15 protein-coding genes and 1 tRNA gene are annotated in these 18,456 nt (G+C 59.4%); 10 read left to right on the top strand and 6 right to left on the bottom strand.

From position 1 onward, the window contains the following. Positions 1–265 precede the first annotated feature (265 nt). Together OHL21_RS05465 and OHL21_RS05460 are read right to left on the bottom strand one after the other, a co-directional pair. Positions 266–2,005, bottom strand: coding sequence for an ABC transporter ATP-binding protein (locus OHL21_RS05465; RefSeq protein ID WP_263416239.1), 1,740 nt, complete (start codon positions 2,003–2,005; stop codon positions 266–268). 412 nt (positions 2,006–2,417) lie between these two features. After that, positions 2,418–3,623 carry an MFS transporter gene (locus tag OHL21_RS05460; RefSeq protein ID WP_263416238.1) on the bottom strand — a complete coding sequence of 402 codons (1,206 nt, stop codon included), beginning with the start codon at positions 3,621–3,623 and terminating at the stop codon, positions 2,418–2,420. An 83-nt stretch (positions 3,624–3,706) separates the two neighbouring features. On the opposite strand from OHL21_RS05460, the gene OHL21_RS05455 reads away from it, so the two are divergent. Continuing rightward, positions 3,707–4,636, top strand: a complete 930-nt coding sequence (locus tag OHL21_RS05455) for a LysR family transcriptional regulator (RefSeq protein WP_263416237.1) — start codon at positions 3,707–3,709, stop codon at positions 4,634–4,636. 8 nt (positions 4,637–4,644) lie between these two features. Here the strand turns inward: OHL21_RS05455 and OHL21_RS05450 are convergent, their stop codons facing one another. Then, complete coding sequence (locus OHL21_RS05450; RefSeq protein ID WP_263416236.1) at positions 4,645–5,784, bottom strand: acyltransferase family protein; 1,140 nt, start codon at positions 5,782–5,784, stop codon at positions 4,645–4,647. 143 nt (positions 5,785–5,927) lie between these two features. Here OHL21_RS05450 and OHL21_RS05445 point away from each other — a divergent pair, with 143 nt between their 5' ends. Continuing rightward, positions 5,928–7,520: a M28 family peptidase gene (locus tag OHL21_RS05445; protein ID WP_263416235.1), complete on the top strand. Its 1,593-nt coding sequence runs from the start codon at positions 5,928–5,930 to the stop codon at positions 7,518–7,520. An 11-nt stretch (positions 7,521–7,531) separates the two neighbouring features. Here OHL21_RS05445 and OHL21_RS05440 read toward each other — a convergent pair whose 3' ends face one another. Further along, on the bottom strand, positions 7,532–7,771 hold the full coding sequence (locus OHL21_RS05440; protein WP_263416234.1) for a hypothetical protein: 240 nt from the start codon (positions 7,769–7,771) through the stop codon (positions 7,532–7,534). A gap of 174 nt (positions 7,772–7,945) precedes the next feature. On the opposite strand from OHL21_RS05440, the gene OHL21_RS05435 reads away from it, so the two are divergent. Next, positions 7,946–8,032: transfer RNA gene (locus OHL21_RS05435), tRNA-Leu, on the top strand. A 57-nt stretch (positions 8,033–8,089) separates the two neighbouring features. On the opposite strand, the gene OHL21_RS05430 is transcribed toward OHL21_RS05435, so the two are convergent. Beyond that, positions 8,090–8,713 (bottom strand): hypothetical protein, encoded by a 624-nt coding sequence (locus tag OHL21_RS05430; protein ID WP_263416233.1) that lies wholly within the window; start codon positions 8,711–8,713, stop codon positions 8,090–8,092. A gap of 33 nt (positions 8,714–8,746) precedes the next feature. Here OHL21_RS05430 and trpC point away from each other — a divergent pair, with 33 nt between their 5' ends. Then, positions 8,747–9,529, top strand: a complete 783-nt coding sequence (trpC, locus tag OHL21_RS05425; protein ID WP_263416232.1) for an indole-3-glycerol phosphate synthase TrpC — start codon at positions 8,747–8,749, stop codon at positions 9,527–9,529. A gap of 5 nt (positions 9,530–9,534) precedes the next feature. Further along, on the top strand, positions 9,535–10,221 hold the full coding sequence (locus OHL21_RS05420; protein WP_263416231.1) for a phosphoribosylanthranilate isomerase: 687 nt from the start codon (positions 9,535–9,537) through the stop codon (positions 10,219–10,221). A gap of 129 nt (positions 10,222–10,350) precedes the next feature. On the opposite strand, the gene OHL21_RS05415 is transcribed toward OHL21_RS05420, so the two are convergent. Beyond that, entirely contained in the window at positions 10,351–10,833 is a 483-nt protein-coding gene (locus tag OHL21_RS05415; RefSeq protein WP_263416230.1) for a helix-hairpin-helix domain-containing protein, read from the bottom strand. 342 nt (positions 10,834–11,175) lie between these two features. Here OHL21_RS05415 and OHL21_RS05410 point away from each other — a divergent pair, with 342 nt between their 5' ends. From OHL21_RS05410 to OHL21_RS05390, 5 genes are all read left to right on the top strand, one after another. After that, complete coding sequence (locus tag OHL21_RS05410; RefSeq protein ID WP_263416229.1) at positions 11,176–12,774, top strand: PQQ-binding-like beta-propeller repeat protein; 1,599 nt, start codon at positions 11,176–11,178, stop codon at positions 12,772–12,774. Next, positions 12,771–14,285: a PQQ-like beta-propeller repeat protein gene (locus OHL21_RS05405; protein WP_263416228.1), complete on the top strand. Its 1,515-nt coding sequence runs from the start codon at positions 12,771–12,773 to the stop codon at positions 14,283–14,285. The genes OHL21_RS05410 and OHL21_RS05405 overlap by 4 nt, the downstream gene beginning before the upstream one ends. Before the next feature lie 199 nt (positions 14,286–14,484). After that, positions 14,485–15,168 (top strand): 2Fe-2S iron-sulfur cluster-binding protein, encoded by a 684-nt coding sequence (locus OHL21_RS05400; protein WP_263416227.1) that lies wholly within the window; start codon positions 14,485–14,487, stop codon positions 15,166–15,168. Beyond that, positions 15,165–16,169 (top strand): FAD binding domain-containing protein, encoded by a 1,005-nt coding sequence (locus tag OHL21_RS05395; protein WP_263416226.1) that lies wholly within the window; start codon positions 15,165–15,167, stop codon positions 16,167–16,169. Before OHL21_RS05400 ends, OHL21_RS05395 begins: the two co-directional genes overlap by 4 nt. Positions 16,170–16,181: 12 nt before the next feature. Further along, positions 16,182–18,440, top strand: a complete 2,259-nt coding sequence (locus OHL21_RS05390) for a xanthine dehydrogenase family protein molybdopterin-binding subunit (protein ID WP_263416225.1) — start codon at positions 16,182–16,184, stop codon at positions 18,438–18,440. Positions 18,441–18,456: the final 16 nt, after the last annotated feature.

Below are 18,456 nucleotides of genomic sequence, written 5' to 3'. Positions count from 1 at the left end.
ATCGAGCGTCAAACGCATCATTCAGAGCATGATTGGTGGGAGCAGCGGGCTTCAGCCCGCTGATAAAGCAGTAAAAATAATGGGCTTTAGCCCTGGGCCTTCTTTGTCTGACAGGAAAGCCCAGGGGTAAAAGCCCATTTCTATATTGAGTTGATAGATCGTAGGCTGAAAGCCCACGGCTCCCACCTGATTCGCTTCGCGCGAACCACCTATGTCCCTGAGGACATGGGGCACCGGTGCATGGGTTGCGAATCTATCGCTAGCCCTAGTAATTGACCACACTATCTGAGAAGTCGGATTCGTCGTCTACGGTGTCCGCATCGTCCACTACGAGACCGAGCGCCTGCCGCTCAAACAGCCGTCTGTATGTGCCTCCTTCACGTCGTACCAGCTCTTCATGTGTTCCTTCCTCGACAACTCTTCCGCGATCGAAGACAAGAATGCGGTCGAGCATCCGCACGGTTGAAAGCCGATGGGCGATCACGATGGAGGTACGGCCTGCCATGAGGCGTTCCATCGCTTCCTGAATCAGAGCCTCGGATTCCGAATCGAGACTTGAGGTCGCTTCATCCAGCACCAGCACCGGAGTGTTCGCTACAAATGCACGCGCCAGTGCGACACGCTGCCGTTCGCCGCCAGAGAGCTTCACACCACGTTCGCCGACCAGAGTGTGATATCCCTTCGGCTGGCGCAGGATGAACTCATGCGCGTTGGCCAGCCGGGCAGCGTGCTCGATCTCCTCCATCGAAGCATCTGGTCTCCCATAGGCAATGTTCTCCGCCAGTGTCCGATGAAAGAGAATCGGTTCCTGCGGAACCAGTGCCATCTGCGCACGCAACGAGTCTTGTGTCACGCGGGCAGTGTCCTGGCCATCGACGACGATCTTTCCGCTATGCACGTCGTACAAGCGATGCAGCAGCTTCACGAAGGTGGTCTTGCCGGATCCGGAGTGGCCGACCAGCCCCACACGTTCTCCGGCACGGATCTTGAGGGAGAAGTCCTGGAAGAGCGGCTCCGTGTGCATTCCATAGCGGAATGTCACACGGTCATAGGTGATCGCTCCCTCTCGCACATGGATCGGCTTCGCATCGGCGCGATCGGTTACGCCGAGCGGATGCGAGTGGAAATCCACCATCTCTTCCATCTCGTTGGCCGCACGTTGCAGGTTGCGTACGTGCTGTCCAATGTCGCGCAGATAGGCCTGCACGATGAAGTAGCTCGTCAGCACAAAAGTCGCGTCTCCTGCTGTCGCTCTTCCGTGCCACCACAGCCATACCGCATAGACAAGCACCGCGGTGCGCAATGCCTGCAAGAGAAGAGTCTGCAGGCTTCCGTTAAGTGTCGCCCGTATCCAGGTTCGCGAGGTACGGCTACGCCATTTCTCCACGATCTTCGCCAGCCGATAGTCTTCGCGCCTCTCGGCTCCGAATGACTTCACGACTGCGTTGCATGTGATCGCATCCGCCATCGACGCGCCGATGCGCGTATCCTGCGCATTCGACAGCCGCGCCGCCGGGGCAACGTAGTACAGCGACAACGCGATAGAGATCGCGATGTACGCCACTGCGCCGACCGCCACGAGTATGCCCATGGTGAGCCAATGGAGCCCGAGCAACAGCGATGAGCCCACCAGCACCAGCAACGCCGGCAGCATCTCCAGCAGCAGGATGTCGTCCATCATGTCCACGGCCCACATGCCGCGCGTGATGCGGCGCACGATCGCACCCGCGAAGTTATTCGCATGCCAGTCCGTCGAAAACCGTTGTACTCGCCAGAACGTCTCGCTGGCAAAACGGGTCATCAGCCGTAGTGTCAGCCGGATGATACCCGCCAGCGCCACGTACCGCAGCACCGTAAGCACGATTCCCAGCACTGCCATCATTGCGATTGCCTGCAGTGCGTTATGCAGGGCAGGGGAGCGCTGCGATCCATGCATCGCAATCGCGTCTACGAGTTTGCCTGCATAGATAGGCACCAGCAGGTCCGCGGCGGTGGCGGAGATCATACAGAGCGCCACCCACAGCACGAGCCATCGTTCTCGGCGCCAGTGACTGAATAAAAAAGCCAGTACTTCGCGTATCGCGTTTTTACTGGAACGTTCGTTCATAAGGACTCCCAGAGGAATCAGGGCCTGCGGGATATATCTGCAGACCAATCAGGTTTGAAAAAGAAATAGAGAGAGAGTGCCGCCCGCAGGCTGCGCTTAAGAACTCTGAATCTATCGAAGGGAGAGTCTAGCTGCGCGAGACGTTGGGAAAGAACTCGACTGGTGTCCTGGGATCGCCGGGGATGTTAATGGTCTCCATGGTTCCTTCCTTTCGTCAAAATCAGTAGTAACAGCTTACCAGAATCCTGATTGGTAGAAGTCGAAAACGATATCCGGCGTTGCCGGCGTGCTGATTTGCCGATCGAATGGCTCAAGCGTTAATGACTTGTCTCTCTTCTTCTCGCGAGGTGGCTTCTATTGGAAACAAAACTGGACCAACGGCAACAATAAGTCCGGCGATTGCAATGACGGCCATCGCCGCGCGTAAGCCAATGGCAACAGAGAGCGAGCCGATGACCGGAGGGCCGGTGAGAAAGCCGCAATAGCCGATGGTTGTGACCGTCGAGATCGCTGGACCGGCGCCCATGCGTGTATCGCGCCCCGCAGCGCCCCAGATGATGGGCACAATATTTGCGATTCCGATTCCGGTAAGCATCAAGCCACCGACCGCCGGCCACCATGATGGGATGAGGAGAGCACAGGCCATACCCACGGCGATCAGCAAGCCGCTTCCATGCAGGATGTTTCTGCCACTGACACGCTGTGCCAGCCAGTCTCCGGAGAATCTTCCGGCCGCCATCGCAATGGCATAGGCAGCGTAACCTGCAGCCGCAAGCGAGAGGGTCACGCCTACATTGGAATGCAGATACACGGATGCCCAGTCTCCGATCGCTCCCTCGGCCATCAGCCCAAAGAAGGCAAGGACAGCAAGACGCAAGAGAAGCGCATCGGGCCACATGAACTTCGCAGGTTTGCGCGGCTTTCCAGTTTGGTGTTCGGTCTCTGAGATAAGCAACGGCATTGCCCACAGCCCGCACAGGGCCAGCACACCTGCGGTGATCGAGAGGTCGATTCGCGCAGTACCGCCGCGTTGCAGCATCAGACTTGCGGCGCCTGCACCGAACAATCCACCCGCGCTCCAGCAGCCCTGAAAGAAGCTCATGATCGGCCGGCCATATTGTTTCTCTACGGTAACGGCCTGCGCGTTGACCGCGACATCGATCGCGCCTTTTGCTGCTCCATACAGGCCGGCGAAGAGAATCAGGAAGAACAGGTTGGAAGCCTGCGCGAGAAGCGCGACCATCAGGACATAGATGACGGTCGCCACTCGTACAACTCGACGGCTGCCGTAGCGCTCACTCAAGTGCCCGGTAACGGGCATCGTAAGGATGGCGCCGATGATAAGGCTCACCAGCACAAAAGTGAGCGATCCATTCTCAAGGTGAAGGAGTTGCTGGAAGACGGGCACGTGAGCTGCCCATGTTCCGAAACCGACGCCATCCACCACAAAGAGCATGGCGAGTGCCCACTTAGCCCGTTTGATCGCCCTGCCAGGATGCGCCACCGAGTGCGCCATGCGAAATACCTCTGTTATTAGGCTCGGAGGTTTCTGTGATTCTGTCCAATAGATCGTGGAAGCGATTTTGATAACCTGCAGGAATGGCACTCGAGCTCCCTGAATTGCGCTCGTTTCTCGTGCTTGCTCAACATCTTCACTTCGGTGAGGCAGCAGGCGCGTTGCATGTCACGCAGCCTGCGCTGACCAAGCAAATCCAGAAGCTGGAATCGAAAGTAGGCGGACCGCTGCTGGTGCGTGGATATCGCCGGGTCTCGCTGACACCTGCGGGCGAGATTCTGCGGGAGCGTGCACAGGGTTTGTTGCGTGAGGCGGAGATGGCGGAAGAGATCACGCGTCTCGCTGTACACGGTAAGGCAGGTTTGTTGCGCATCGGCTTCGGCATCGCCTCGCTGGCTGCGGGCCTGCCCGATATTCTGACGCGATTCCGTCAGCGCTTTCCGGCGGTGCAGGTGTCGATGGCGGATATGTCGACGCCGAACCAGATTAGCGCTCTGGAACAGGGCGATATCGATGTTGGTTTTGTACGCCTGCCCGTCGAGCATCCTGATCTGGAGACAGTGCCGGTTCTCGAAGAGAGGCTGGTCGCGGCCATTCCGCGAGGCATGCCCTACCGCAAGGGGTTGGCCAGTCTCCGCAATGAGCCCTTTGTCGTGATCTCGCGCAGCGTCTCTTCCAGCTTTGTCGATCACGTGGCGAGGACCTGCCGTGCTGCCGGTTTCAGTCCCCGCATCGTGCAGGAGGTTAATGAGCTGTTTACGGTTCTCAATCTGGTGCGCGGCGGTGTGGGTGTAAGTCTGGTGCCGCGCTCTGCGAATCTGATGCACGTGCCGAATGTGCGCCTGGTAGATACCGGGCTGGAAGAAGCGAAATGGAAGATCGGGCTGGCCTGGCGCAAAGCCAATTCACGCGGAGCTGATTCCTTCGATCCGCTCGTTCACAATTTCATTCGTCTGGCATACCGTCCTCGGGGAGTGGCTCCAGCGGTAGATCTGAAGCCATTGCCCCGTTGATAGTTTCATCAGGAAGCGACAGTCGTTTCTTCTGCTACTGGCGCGGGCACCGTGCGATGAAGATGCCGGTCGCGCAGACGCATGAATGGTTGTTCGACAGCGACGTGCAGCAGCCAGGCAGCACCTAGACAGGTGACGGCATAGAGCAGCCATGAGGCCGGTCCTTTGGGTGTGGTGACAGACGGGAAGTGCACCATGACCAGGTGCCCGATCGGTTTGTGAGTGAGATAGAGGGCGAAGGCCAGGGTCGCCAGCGTCTCCGCGCCGGGAATGCGTATCCGGGAGAGTAGGCCATTCTCGCTGACGGCCGATGCAGTAATGAGGCCGAGGCCGGCGGCAAGGAGAGGAAAGCCGAAGACAACGCCCCACATCGCCGGTCCGGATGAGTTGCCGAGGTCCCGGTTGCGGAACATCCATACCACCACGGCGACACATGCGGCTCCGGTGAGAAAGAGTGCATGTCCGTGCCGCATCCAGCGATGCCACCAGCCAGGCCGGAAGGTGCGCACGACCGCGAGAGCGACACCTGTCAGCAGGCCATCCAGACGCGTATAGCTGGGGTAATAGATGCTGGTCCAGATCTCATCGGGGAAGCGTCTGATCAGGAACCATCGCAACGCTACTCCGAAGAGAAAGACTCCTGCGATCACAGCCGTGGTCTTACGCGCCGAGGGCCGGCGCATGAGCCAGATCACCAGCAACGGCAGCAGCAGGTAGAAATGCTCCTCCACGCAGAGCGACCAGGCATGCGAGAAGCCGCGGCGCTCGAAGGTGAAGCCGAAGTTCATGGTGAAGGTGAGGAACTGCCACACCGGCATGATGCGCGGGAAGTCTCGCCAGCCGGGCACGAAGACATAGAGCGCCAGGACCGTGAAATACGCCGGCAGAATGCGGTAGGCGCGCCGCCGGTAAAAGTCCGCGATCGAGAGTCTTTGCCCGCCAGGCAAGGGTCTCAGTACCTGCCGGCCGATAAGGAAGCCGCTCAAGACAAAGAAAAGGTCAACGCCCATCCAGCCGTGATAGGTGACGGGGAGGAGACGTATGGGCAGCTCGCCGAAGATGGTCAGGTGATAGAACACGACGACCAGTACGGCGAGCGCACGAAGGGTGTCCAGGCCATGAAGCCTGGTAGATATTTGATTGTTCACAATGATCTCGCGGTAATGAGAGCGATATAGCGAGCCCGAGTAGAGCCACTCTACTCGAACTTGATGAGGATTCTCGTTACGCGGTCATTACTCTTTAGATTCCGTCGTGACATACTCCCCATATCCCTTATTCCGGAGTCGCCGTGCCGCGTATCCCGCTGCTTGCTTCTGCGCTTATTCTCACCTCAGTTCTTCATGCCCAGACAAAAGACTGGACCTCGGCTGCAAACGCCTGGTGGTCGCACGTGCAGTACCTGGCCGACGACAAGCTGGAGGGCCGCCGCTCCGGTTCGCCGGGATATTTCAAGGCTGTGGAATATGTGGAAAGCCAGTTTAAGCAGATTGGCCTGAAGGCCGCGGGAACCAATGGATACGGGCAGGATATTGAATTCGTACCCACATCCATCGACGTGGAAAAATCGAGCTTTGCTGTGGATAACGTCCGGTACGAGCTGCCCGCTGAGCTGCAGTTGAACGCCCATGTCGATGGGGCGGGAACGGTGGATGCGGGGATGGTTTTTCTCGGCTATGGCTTGTCGTTACCGAAGAAGCATATGGATGACATCACCGGGGAAGATCTGAAGGGCAAGGTGGTGGTGATCTACGGCAGTGCTCCGGTGAACCTGCTGGGGCCGCAGCGTGCCTATTCCCGCATCGCCGGGGAGCGCTGGAAGGCATTGCATGCCGCAGGGGCAATCGGCATGGTGCTGTTTACACCGCCGCGGCCGGGAACTCCGCCGAACCCCGCAGCGGGAAACCGCAATGCACCGCCGCCGGTGATGCTCTACGCCGATCCGGCACTGGAGAACCTGCCGGGCCTGAAGGTCTACGCCGCACTTACGGAGAAGGGGGCGGAGAAGCTCTTCGCCTCCGCCGGGCACAGCTTTGCTGAGATCAAGGCCGCGGGTGACGCAGGCAAGCCGCTGGCGCACTTCGTCTTTCCAGGAACGCTGCATGCAACGACTGCTATCAAGACGGCGGAACATCTTCATGCACCGAATGTGATTGGCTTGCTGGAGGGTTCCGATCCGAAGCTGAAGAAGGAGTACCTGATCATCAGCGCTCATCTGGACCACCTGGGCATTGGCCGGCCCGTGGACGGAGACAACCTCTACAACGGAGCGATGGATAACGCCTCCGGTGTGGCTTCGTTGATCGAGGCGGCGAAGCTGCTGGCCTCAGGACCTCGCCCAAAGCGGTCGATCCTGTTTGTGGCGCTCGCCGCCGAGGAGATGGGCGAGCTGGGATCGCAGTATTTCGCGACCAAACCGACTGTGCCGAAGTCGGCGATCATCGCCGACCTGAACATGGACATGTATCTGCCATTGTTCCCACTGCGCTACCTGGAGATTCAGGGCCTGGGTGAGTCGACCCTGGGGAATGACGCCCGTGCCGTATGCCAGTTGAACGATGTTGAGCCGCAGTTCGACAAGCAGCCGGACGAGAACCGGTTTATCCGCTCCGACCAGGTGAACTTCGTGAAACAGGGGATTCCCGCCCTGGCCTTCAAGTTCGGCTGGACCCCGGGCTCACCGGAGGAGAAGACCTTCAATACATGGGTCGCGGGGCGCTATCACCGTCCATCGGACGATCTGAATCAGCCGGTGGATAAGGTAGGAGCAGCCCAGTTCACCAGCCTGTTGGCACAACTGGCGACGCGCATTGCTGACGCCAAGAGCAGGCCGGAGTGGTACCCGGAGAGCTCGTTCGCAGCGACGAAGGCGGCGGCGAAGTAAGTTGGTCCGTGTTATTTCGGGCTATGGGCCTTGATGTAATTGCGGAGTTGCAGGTTCAGATCGAGCGCCTTCTGCACACCGGAGTCCATCATGCCCAGCCAGTCCGAGGCAGGCGGTTTCAGCTCGGCGGTGGAGAGCAGATAGCTGGTCTGCACGATGATCTCGAGTGCATTGGAGAGATCGTGGGCGAGTTTACGGATCTCCAGAGCGAGATCCTCGGGGATGACCTGTTCCTGTTTCGGGTCGTTCATGCTTCCTTCAGACGCTCCGGGGGCCGCGATGTTTCACAAAAGATACAGGCCGGGGGAACGAAGGGCAAGCAGATGTTCCTTCCAGGAAGCTCCTTACCTGGTTTGACAGGCCCGCAAAGGTTTGAAACACTAGTATTTCTGCAAGGCCACGACGCGCTGTTGTGGTTATCCCGTGCCGAAGTGGCGGAATTGGCAGACGCGCATGGTTCAGGTCCATGTACTCGCAAGGGTGTGGAGGTTCGAGTCCTCTCTTCGGCACCATAAAGATTGAAACCCGGCCAGATGGCCGGGTTTTCTGTTTTCATGCCAGATCTGTCCTCACGGCAGGTGGAAGACGACGCCGAAGCTGATCGACTTCAGCTCATGATTTTTGTCCTGAGCGTGAATGGCGCCGATGCCGAACTCAGCCAGGCGGATATCCATGATGGGGGCCACCTTCAGATCGACACCGACAAAGCCCTCATACGCGAGACCGCCCTTGATGCTTTGCGACTTCTTGACTGCCGCCTCGAGGTTATTGATGTCAACTACTGTTTCCGGATCGAAGGTGCTTCCACCCCAGCCGACTGATCCCTGTACATAAGGTTTGATCCAGGTTACCGGGAGGGTGGTGCTTGCACGAATGCCGCCCAATGCCGTGTGGACGCGGGTTCCCACCGAGTTGAAGCTCACAGGATTGCCATTTGCGTCGTGGGCAACGACGAAGTTGCCCTGCCTGCTGCTTGCTGTACCGGCGCGAACATCAGCGCCCAGCTTGATGCGGCCGATCTTCTTGAAATCGTAGTAAACACCACCGCCTCCACCCACCGGGGCTACATTCTTTCCGTTCACAGCCACCTGCTGCACATTCACAGTGCCATAGACGCCCAACTGGGCACGGGCAGAAACGGTAAAGACACCAACAGTAAGGGCGAGCAACAGCGAAAGGCGACGAAAATTCATGCTGGCACCAGTGTATCTACAATGGGGACAGGCATGTCGACTCATCTGGAACGTATTCTGGCCAATACCCGCGTAGAAGTTTCTGCCCGCAAGGCGGCGGCGGAGTTTGCCGCTCTGGAAGAAGCTGCGGCGGCACATACGCCGCGAGGCTTTGCCCGCGCTCTGCGTGAGCGTGCGAAGACCGGCCCCGCGGTGATTGCGGAGCTAAAGAAGGCGTCGCCTTCCAAGGGTTTGATCCGCGCTGAGTTTGAACCGGTGGCTCTGGGCACCGAGCTCGAGGCGGCAGGCGCGGCCTGCCTCTCGGTGCTGACAGACGAGGTCTTCTTTCAGGGCGGCCTTGAAAACCTGCGCCGCGTCTCGGGTGCAGTGAAGATTCCCTGCCTGCGCAAGGACTTCATGGTCGAGCCCTTCCAGGTGTTGGAAGCCCGTGCCGCCGGCGCGGATGCAATTCTGCTGATCATGGCGGCGCTCGGTAATGAGGATCTGCGGGTGCTGCGCGATACCGCACGGACCTATGGTCTGGATGTGTTGTGCGAGGTGCATGACCAGGAGGAGCTGGATCGCGCCATGGAACTGGACTGCGAGTGCGTCGGCGTGAACAGCCGCAATTTGAAGACCTTCGATGTCTCCATCGAACGTGCCGTGGAGCTGGCATCGCAGCTTCCGGAAGGCGTGGTGAGGGTTGCGGAGAGCGGTATCGCTTCGCGGCAGGATGTTGAGAATCTGCGCGTGGCAGGCTTCGATGCCTTCCTCATCGGCGAGACCCTGATGCGTCAGCCCTCGCCGGGCGCTATGCTGCGCGAGTTGATCGGATAGCCATCATGTGGGTAAAGATCTGCGCCAATACGAACCTTGATGACGCGAAGCTTGCAGCGGAGCTGGGAGCGGATGCGCTTGGATTTGTCTTCGCTGCCGAAAGCTCGCGGCGGGTGACGCCCGAGCAAGTGGCGCCCATCGTGCAGGAGCTTCCGGAATCGATCGAGAAGGTCGGTGTCTTCGCCGAACTCGATCTGGCCGCGATTCGCGCCGCGGTGGAGTATGCCGGACTGACAGCAGTGCAGTTGCACGGAGACTACATCCCGGAACTGATCCTCGGATTGCGTAAAGAACTGAGCACGCCGGTCACGATTCTTCAGACGCTGCACTGGCAGGTGACCGCCGGGCTGGAACAGGCGAAGGCCTTTGAGGCGAGCGCGCGTCGTATCGGGCAGGATGCGTTGGCCGCTCGGCTGCTGGTCGATGCGAAGACTGCTTCTGCCAGCGGAGGCACAGGAACGGCCTTCGACTGGAACCTGGCGCGGGCCAGCTTTGAGATCGCGCGGCGGGGTATGCCTGTGGTGCTGGCCGGCGGTCTTAGACCGCAGAATGTGGCCGAGGCTATCCGGACGTTGCGCCCATGGGGCGTGGACGTCGCCAGCGGCGTTGAGAGCTCGCCCGGGAAGAAGGATCCTGAGAAGTTGAAGGCGTTCATCACGAACGCCAGGCAAGCTGAGAGAAACGGGGCATAAGAGCATTTCCCTGTTGCTGGATATCCCGGAAGGGGCGTGCAGCGGCGTTTTCATTGAGGAAAACGCCCATCAGGGGCGGATGCTCTGGACTACACCTCCAGGGAAAATGCTGCGGACAGAGAAGCGAGTTTAGACTGTCAGCCGGTCTTTCTTTGCTTCGACCTTGGCCGGGTCTACGCCCGGAACTTTCTTGAGGTCGTCAAGGGTTTTGAAGTCACCGTTCTTATCGCGGTACTCGATGATGGCCCGGGAGAGGGGGCGAGGAATGCCGAGTGTGGTTTCAAACTGCACTGCGGTCATCTTGTTGATGTTCAGCTTTTCGATCTTCTCCGCCGACAGGTTCGTGGCCAGGTAATCCACGATCTTCGCGATGTCGTCGTCGCTTGCCTGCAGGCCAAGTCCTGCCATCTTGTTGACGATGGCGCTCCAGCCTTCTTTGTCTTGATGCTGCGAGAGCACGCGGTCGAATTCATGGCAGCGCGAGCAGGTGCTGGTGACCAGGTCGCGGGTGGGGCCTTCCGGAAGTTGCTGCGCCTGGGCCCCGCGGGCAGGGCAGAGGAGAGCTGCCGCGGCAGCGGCGACAGCGGCGAGAGGGAGGCGAAGACCACGCATGATCGATCAAGCTAGCAGAGGGAGAAGGCCGTACTCAAGAGAAAAATTGAAACGTCTCATATTTTTCTTAGCCCTCCGGGAACAAGCAAATTCAAACCTTGATCCCTCAGCCGAGGCTGTGGTCGCACGCGATTTTTTGTTCGAAGTTCCGCGAAAATCCCGGAATTTTCGCGGTTGACGAGCGCTTTCTTCTGCGCGTACTCTTGCCCCCGAAATCGGATAAGAGATAGGCCGCAGGTAGGAAGCACTCTCTGGCGGGAAAATCTCCGGTCCTGAATTGAAACGTCTCAATGCGTCGGCGGGGTATTCCCTCCTAAAAGCGATTGGGTCCGAGGCTGGCATATGCGTCGATTTTGCTGGAAGAAACTGCTGTTACCTGCCGCTCTGCTGCTGAGTGGTGGCGCGGCCGCTTGGGCGGTGAACATCCTGACCGAGGGCGTCGATGCCGGCCGCACCGGCTGGGTTCAGGGAGACAAGTCCTTAACGGTACAGAACGTGAAGAACATGAAGCTGCTGTGGAAGGTACAGCTCGACTCCAAACCGCGCGAGATGCACAATCTCTTCCCGCCGCTGCTGGTCGAGAATGTTGAAACCCCGGCCGGAAAAAAGAACATCGCCGTTGTGGCCGGTGTGCTGGATGAGCTCTATGGCCTGGATGCGAATACCGGCAACACGATCTGGCATATGACCTACAAGACCGACTATCAGCCGCCCAAGACAAGCGCTACGCTCTGCCCCGGCGGTCAGACGGCGGTGCCGGTGATTGTTCCCGGTGAGAAGTCTGGTGACTGGGCCGTCTGGGCGATCGGCTGGGATGGCTATCTGCGCAAGATGAACGTTGCCGATGGAAAAGAACTGCAGGCGCCGGAGAAGTTCATTCCGGCGAACGGCAAGCCATACGCGCTGAACTATCTGAATGGTGTGATCTACACCAGCACGGCGCAGGGTTGCGGCGGTTTGACCAACTCGACCTTTGCCTACGACACCAAGACGCGTATCGCGACGGCGTTCATCCCTTCAGGCGGCGGATTATGGGGACGGCGAGGAGTCGGCCTCAGCCCCGATGGCGAGAGCTACATGGGAACCGGTGATGGAGTGTGGGATGTGGAGAACGGCCATCTCGGGAACGGCATCATTGGCGTGAAACTCGACAAGTCGGGCGAGCTGCAGTTGAACGATTTCTTCGGACCGAAGAATGCCGAGTACATGTTCAAACGCGACCTGGATGTGAATGTGACCCCAGTTTCCGTGGACTGGAAGGGGCACAAGCTGCTGATCGGCACATCGAAAGAGTGCCGTCTCTGGCTTCTGGATCGCGACAACTTCGGCGGTGACGACCATCGCACCCCGTTGGCCCAGACGCCGCTGCTCTGCAACCTCAACGCAAACTTCGCGGAAGAGGGCGTATGGGGAGCGATCAGCACCTACCTGGATGCAAAGGGCGACCTGTACGTGGTGGTGCCGTTCTTCGGGCCTGCCAATCCGAAGTACATCGGCGCTACTCACTACGCACCCGCACCGAAGATGGGCGGTGGCGGCGTGACAACGTTGAAGGTAACGGAGACCGGCGGCAAGCTGGGCTTTACTCCGGTATGGACGAGCGAAGACATCGATCATCCCGATGAGGCCGTGATCGTGAATGGTGTGATCTTTGTCAACGGTACGGGAGAAGATGCGCGTCAGCAGTGGGACGACAACTACTGGGACAAGACTCCGGAGGGGTTGCCCAAAGGGCCGTGGTCGCAGCAGTCGAATACGCGTATCCACTACTCGCGGCACGCGGTATTGGTAGCGCTGGACGCGGCTACCGGCAAGATGCTGTGGTCAAGCGGCAACCAGATTGCAAGCTGGAATCACTTTGCCGGCATCACCGCGGCGAACGGCCGTGTGTACATTCCCAGCTATGACGGCATGATGTATTGCTTCGGAGTTGCCAAATGAAGACAGCGCAACGCGGTACTCTCACTCTCATCGCGGCACTGACGCTGACACCAGTGATCTTTGCGCAACGTAACGGGCCCGATTGGAACACTGCGGGTTTCGATGTGCAGCGTTCGCACTGGATGAAGGCGGACAAAGACGTGAACGTGACATCGATGTCCAAACCGGGATACCAGCTCGTCTGGAAGCAGAAGGTTGACGGCGTGAAGGTCGGCCTGAGCGAGCCCATCATGGTGGGCACCTTCATCGGCTGGAAGGGCTTCAAAGACCTGGTGCTCTTCCAGGGTGGCGATGGCGATCTCTATGTCTACGACAGCGACCTTGGCGTGCCCTACTTCGACAAGCGGTTCAACGCGACGGCTCCTAAGGCCTGCCCAATCTCCAGCATTGGCGCTCCGGGAAGACCTTCGCCGCTGAAGCCCGCGGCAGGGATGATGCGGCCGCTTGCGGCACCGTATCACAGCGTGATTGGCAAACCGGGAGAGGGCATTCCCGGAGGCATGAATCCGCCGCGCACTGGTTTTGGCTTCGGCCAGCAGCAAACTGCGGTTCCCGGGTTGAACCAGGGCGGCCGCGCGGCGACACCGATATACACCATCACGGCAGACGGCACACTGCACATCATGGCGCACGGGACGGGCAATGAGTACGAGAAGCCTACGCCATTCGTGCCCGCCGGAAGCCAGATCTCCGATATCTCCTCAGTCGACAAGATCGTGTATGTGGCTACATTGCCGGGCTGCGGAGCCAGCCCGAATACGCTCTTTGCAATGGATCGTAATGATCCGGCGAATCCCACCATCAAGCAATGGAAGCCCGAGAGCGGTGACATCCTCGGAGCGCCGGCGTTTTCGACCGAAGGCAATCTTTACGTCACGACGACGAAGCAGTTGATTGCTCTCGATCCGAAGTCTCTTAGCTCCAAGGTGCTGGCGACCAGCCAGGCCGGCTTCGCCTCCACGCCAATGATCTTTACCGCTGCGGACAAGAAAGAGTATGTCTCTGCCGGAACGACCGATGGCAAGTTGATGCTGATGGATGCGGGAACCGGAGCGACAGTAGCGACCGCAGGCGAGGAACAGAAGCTGCAGTTCACCCCGACGGCTCTGGCCACCTGGGAGGACGGAAGCACGCGCTATGTCATCGTGGCAGACAAGACGAAGCAGAAGGCTCCAGTGGTGGCCTACAAACTTTCCGATGGCAAGCTGCAGATGGCATGGACCTCTACAGATCTGGAAGCGCCAGGAAGCCCGTTGATCCTGAATGGTGTGCTCTTTGTTCTGGCTACCGGCGAGCAGCGCGGCAGCGCCGACCCTGCAGCTCGCGCCAAGGGCAAACCGGCAGTGCTCTATGCGTATGACGCCAAATCCGGCAAAGCTCTCTGGAACAGTGGCACAGCGATCGCCTCACCTGTGACGACCAGCGGAATTGCCACCGGCAGCGGCATGATTTATCTCGCCACCGCCGACAACACGATTTACGCCTTCGGCTTTCCCCAGGAACGCCAGTGAGGTCGTAAATACTCGACTCCTTGCGCCGGCCCCCGAATGGGCCGGCCTTTTTTTCTTTATGGGGGCATCGCAGCAAACCAAGGCCCCGGGTGAGGCGTCTCTGATGTACCGACGTATCGTGTACTGGCATTTGTTTTTGCAACATCGTCAGCGTATCCGTCTCGTCTGTACGGCAACCTGTACAGGAATGAGGTTTGTCATGAATCCGAAAACGCAGGAGTCCGAAATCGCAAAGCCGGAGACAGCCTCGGAAAAGAAGCCTCCGGCGTTTGGTACATATAGCAGCCTCAGCCGCCGTTCGTTCCTGACGGGGTTGGGAGCCACAGGAATTGCAACCGCATCACCGGCGGTTGCGATTGCAAGTGTCGCGGATGCCCCCGCCACCCCAACCGGGCGCGGCGCTCAGACGGTTCATTTCAACATCAACGGCAAGCGCCAGACGGTGCAGCTTGAGCCCCGCGTCACACTGCTCGACTGCCTGCGGGAGGTGGTGCAGCTTACCGGCACGAAGAAGGGGTGCGATCACGGACAGTGCGGGGCCTGCACGGTGCTGGTGAACGGCCGCCGCATTAATAGCTGTCTGAGTTTCGCGGTGATGCATGAGGGCGATGAGATCACGACGATTGAGGGACTGGGCACGCCGGAAGCGATGCATCCCATGCAGGCGGCGTTTGTGGAGCATGACGGCTATCAGTGCGGCTACTGCACCAGCGGGCAGATCGTTTCGGCGGTGGGTATGTTGAAGGAGTCTTGGGGGCCGGCCGACAAGGATGTACGCGAGGCGATGTCCGGCAACATCTGCCGCTGCGGCGCTTACCCGAACATCGTGCGGGCGATACAGATGGTGCGCAGCCGCGTCAGCCAGCAGGGGGTAAACGCATGATCGACTTTGAGCTGACACGCGTCGGCACTCCCGATGCCGCTGTTCAGATCGCTGCTGCAACACCGACAGCACAGCAGGGCGCGACCGTACGATTCATCGCCGGTGGAACCAACCTGATCGACTACATGAAGCTCGATGTGGAGACGCCGCAGCATCTGGTCGATATCAACCGCATTCCCGACCTGGCGAAGGTCGAGAAGCAGCCCGATGGATCGCTGAAGATCGGCGCCCTGGTGCGGAACTCCGATCTGGCGCAGGCGCCGGAGGTGCTGGCGGAATATCCGGTGCTCTCGCAGGCGCTGCTCTCAGGCGCTTCAGCGCAGCTACGCAACAAAGCTACTACTTCGGGCAATCTGCTGCAGCGCACGCGGTGCCCTTACTTCCGTGACCTGGCGTACGCGGAGTGTAACAAGCGCACCCCGGGTTCTGGTTGTGCCGCTATCGGCGGATATCACCGCAACCACGCCATTCTGGGTGTGAGCGATCAGTGTATTGCCACCCATGCTTCGGATATGGATGTAGCCCTCATGGTGCTTGACGCTGTGATTCACGTGCAGGGCATCAAAGGAAACCGGACAATCCCGATCGGTGAGTTCTACAAGCTTCCCGGCACAACGCCGCATATCGAAAATGCACTTGAGCCCGGCGATCTGATCACGCATGTCACACTTCCTGCTCTTCCAGAGACAAAGCAGATTTACCTCAAGCTGCGCGACCGGGCCTCGTATGAGTTTGCGCTGGCTTCTGCCGCCATCGTGATGCAGGTGCAGGGTGGCAGGCTGCGTCACGTTCGCGTCGCGATGGGCGGGGTGGGGACACGGCCGTGGCGTATGCCGGAGGCCGAACATGCGCTCGAAGGCCAGGCCCCCGGGGAAGGGGTCTTTCGTGCAGCGGCGGATGCGGCGCTGAAGACGGCCAGGCCGCACACAGACAATGCATTCAAGATCCCACTGGCAAAGCTCTGCATGATCCGCGCTTTGACGACGGTTACTAACGCATAAGGAGGAAGCTCGATGTTGAAAGAAAATGCAACCACCATCGGCACTCCGGTGCCGCGTATCGACGGCCCCTACAAGACGACGGGGACAGCGAAGTACGCCTCTGATCACAACTTCCCCGGCCTGCTGCATGCGGTGCCGGTCTGCGCAACCATTGCGAAAGGAAAGATCACGGGCATCGATACGGCGGCTGCTGAGGCGATGCGCGGTGTGGTGAAGATCTATCACTATGGCAATGCCCCGCATCTCTACCGGCCCATACCGCGCGATGCGCGTGTCGATGAGGCGCGTCCGGCCTTTGAGGATGAGAACGTCTACTACTCCGGCCAGTATGTCGCGGTGGTCGTCGCTGAGACGATCGAGCAGGCACGTGCCGCAGCGCGTGCGGTGAAGGTGAGCTATGCGGCGGAAAAGCCGGACAATCACCTGGACCTCTCCGATGGACTTCAGGAAGATGCATTGCACGAAGCCAGCAAGCGCGGCGATGTCGATGCGGCATTCTCCACAGGGGCTGTCAAGATCGATGCGACCTATGTCACGCCGGTCGAGACACATAATCCGATGGAGCTGCATGCCTCGGTCGCGACATACGACAACGGAAAGTTCGTACTGTACGAGACAACGCAGTCGATCGTGAACCATCGAACAGCGATGGCGCAGATGCTCGGCGTTCCGGTTGAGAACGTGCAGATCATCATGAAGTTCCTGGGGTCAGGGTTCGGCGGCAAGCTCTGGGTCTGGCAGCACTCATTGCTTGCGGCTTCGGCGGCGAGGGATCTGCGGCGTCCGGTTAAGCTGGTCACCGATCGTCATTCGCAGTTCACGAATGTGGGGCATCGTCCGCGCACCCAGCAGCGCCTGCGGCTGGCTGCGACTGTCGAGGGCAAGCTGACCTGCATTCAGCATGACTATTCGTCGGAGACATCGATCCTCGATAACGTTGGAGAAAACTGCGGCGAGTCGACGCCGTTCCTGTGGAGCACGCCGAACCTGCGTGTCCGCTCCTCAATGTCGCACCGTAACGTCGGTACGCCAACGGCCATGCGCGGTCCCGGAGCGGTGCCGGGACTCTTCGCTCTTGAGTCCGCAATGGATGAGCTGGCTATCCGGCTGAAGATGGATCCCGTACAGCTTCGTCTGCTGAATGAGCCGGAGAAGGATGAATCGAACGGGCTTCCATTTTCGTCGCGGCATATGAAGGAGTGCCTGACGCTTGGTGCTGAGAAGTTCGGTTGGGCGAAACGTAATCCTGTTGTCGGGTCGATGAAGAAGCCTGATGGAACGATTCTGGGCTGGGGTATGGCCGGAGCCTCCTGGGGCGCGGGACGCATGCCCACCTCTGCGAATTTTGCGTTCCGCGATGACGGATCGGTGCGCATCGGTTGTGCCACGCAGGATATCGGCACAGGCACCTACACGGTCTTCTCGCAGATGGTGCACCACATCACTGGCATCTCCATGGGACGCATTGAGGTAGCACTGGGAGATACCTCCCTTCCACCGGGGCCGCTCTCCGGCGGATCGCGCGTGACCGGATCGTTGTTTCCCGCGATTCAGGAGGCCGTGAATGCAGCGACAAAGCAGTTATTGCAGATCGCGGTAAACGGAGTTCATTCTCCGTTCAAGGGAGCGAAGGTTGATGAGCTCGCGTTTTCTGAGGGGCGAGTTTATCGCAAAGCGGATAGCAGCGCTTCCGGTGTGAGCTTTGAAGAGATACTGCGTTCAGCCAATCTCCGGTCTGCGATTGGGGAAGGCTCCTCGGTTGCATCGCAACAGGATCCGAAAGCAAAGGGGCTCTCCTTGCATAGCTTCGGCGCGCAGTTTGTCGAGGTGGAATGGGATCCAGGTATCGCGCGTCTGCGCGTTTCGCGGGTGGTTACTGTTATCGATGGCGGGCAGATCATCAACCTGAAGGCAGCAACCAATCAGGTAGAGGGCGCTATTGTGATGGGGGTTGGGATGGGGCTGCTGGAGGAGACCATCTACGATCAGCGCTATGGGCATCCGGTGAATGCCAACTATGCCGACTATCTGGTCCCAACCCATGCCGACTGCCCTCCGGCGATCGATGTCACCTTCCTCGACTATCCCGACAAGGCAATGAGCGAGATCGGCGCGCGCGGCATCGGTGAGATCGGTCTCGCCGGGGTCGCGCCAGCCATTACCGCGGCGGTCTATCATGCAAGCGGGGTCCGTGTGCGCGAGCTGCCTGTGCGCATCGAAGACCTCCTGCAGCCCATCACCAAAAACCATCGAGCTTTATTTCAACCCTAAGGAGCAAGTCCCTTCT

This window comes from Terriglobus albidus (assembly GCF_025685425.1).
Taxonomy (GTDB): domain Bacteria; phylum Acidobacteriota; class Terriglobia; order Terriglobales; family Acidobacteriaceae; genus Terriglobus; species Terriglobus albidus.
The sequence above is the reverse complement of the archived record's forward strand: the minus strand, read 5'-3'. Positions and strand labels throughout refer to the sequence as shown.

What these genes read in the sequence shown, in the direction of transcription:
- OHL21_RS05465 (WP_263416239.1), bottom strand. Translation starts at nt 2,005, where the DNA reads ATGATCTCCGCCACCGCCGCGGACCTGCTGGTGCCTATCTATGCAGGC.
- OHL21_RS05460 (WP_263416238.1), bottom strand. Translation starts at nt 3,623, where the DNA reads ATGGCGCACTCGGTGGCGCATCCTGGCAGGGCGATCAAACGGGCTAAG.
- OHL21_RS05455 (WP_263416237.1), top strand. Translation starts at nt 3,707, where the DNA reads ATGGCACTCGAGCTCCCTGAATTGCGCTCGTTTCTCGTGCTTGCTCAA.
- OHL21_RS05440 (WP_263416234.1), bottom strand. Translation starts at nt 7,771, where the DNA reads ATGAACGACCCGAAACAGGAACAGGTCATCCCCGAGGATCTCGCTCTG.
- OHL21_RS05430 (WP_263416233.1), bottom strand. Translation starts at nt 8,713, where the DNA reads ATGAATTTTCGTCGCCTTTCGCTGTTGCTCGCCCTTACTGTTGGTGTC.
- trpC (WP_263416232.1), top strand. Translation starts at nt 8,747, where the DNA reads ATGTCGACTCATCTGGAACGTATTCTGGCCAATACCCGCGTAGAAGTT.
- OHL21_RS05420 (WP_263416231.1), top strand. Translation starts at nt 9,535, where the DNA reads ATGTGGGTAAAGATCTGCGCCAATACGAACCTTGATGACGCGAAGCTT.
- OHL21_RS05415 (WP_263416230.1), bottom strand. Translation starts at nt 10,833, where the DNA reads ATGCGTGGTCTTCGCCTCCCTCTCGCCGCTGTCGCCGCTGCCGCGGCA.
- OHL21_RS05410 (WP_263416229.1), top strand. Translation starts at nt 11,176, where the DNA reads ATGCGTCGATTTTGCTGGAAGAAACTGCTGTTACCTGCCGCTCTGCTG.
- OHL21_RS05405 (WP_263416228.1), top strand. Translation starts at nt 12,771, where the DNA reads ATGAAGACAGCGCAACGCGGTACTCTCACTCTCATCGCGGCACTGACG.
- OHL21_RS05400 (WP_263416227.1), top strand. Translation starts at nt 14,485, where the DNA reads ATGAATCCGAAAACGCAGGAGTCCGAAATCGCAAAGCCGGAGACAGCC.
- OHL21_RS05395 (WP_263416226.1), top strand. Translation starts at nt 15,165, where the DNA reads ATGATCGACTTTGAGCTGACACGCGTCGGCACTCCCGATGCCGCTGTT.
- OHL21_RS05390 (WP_263416225.1), top strand. Translation starts at nt 16,182, where the DNA reads ATGTTGAAAGAAAATGCAACCACCATCGGCACTCCGGTGCCGCGTATC.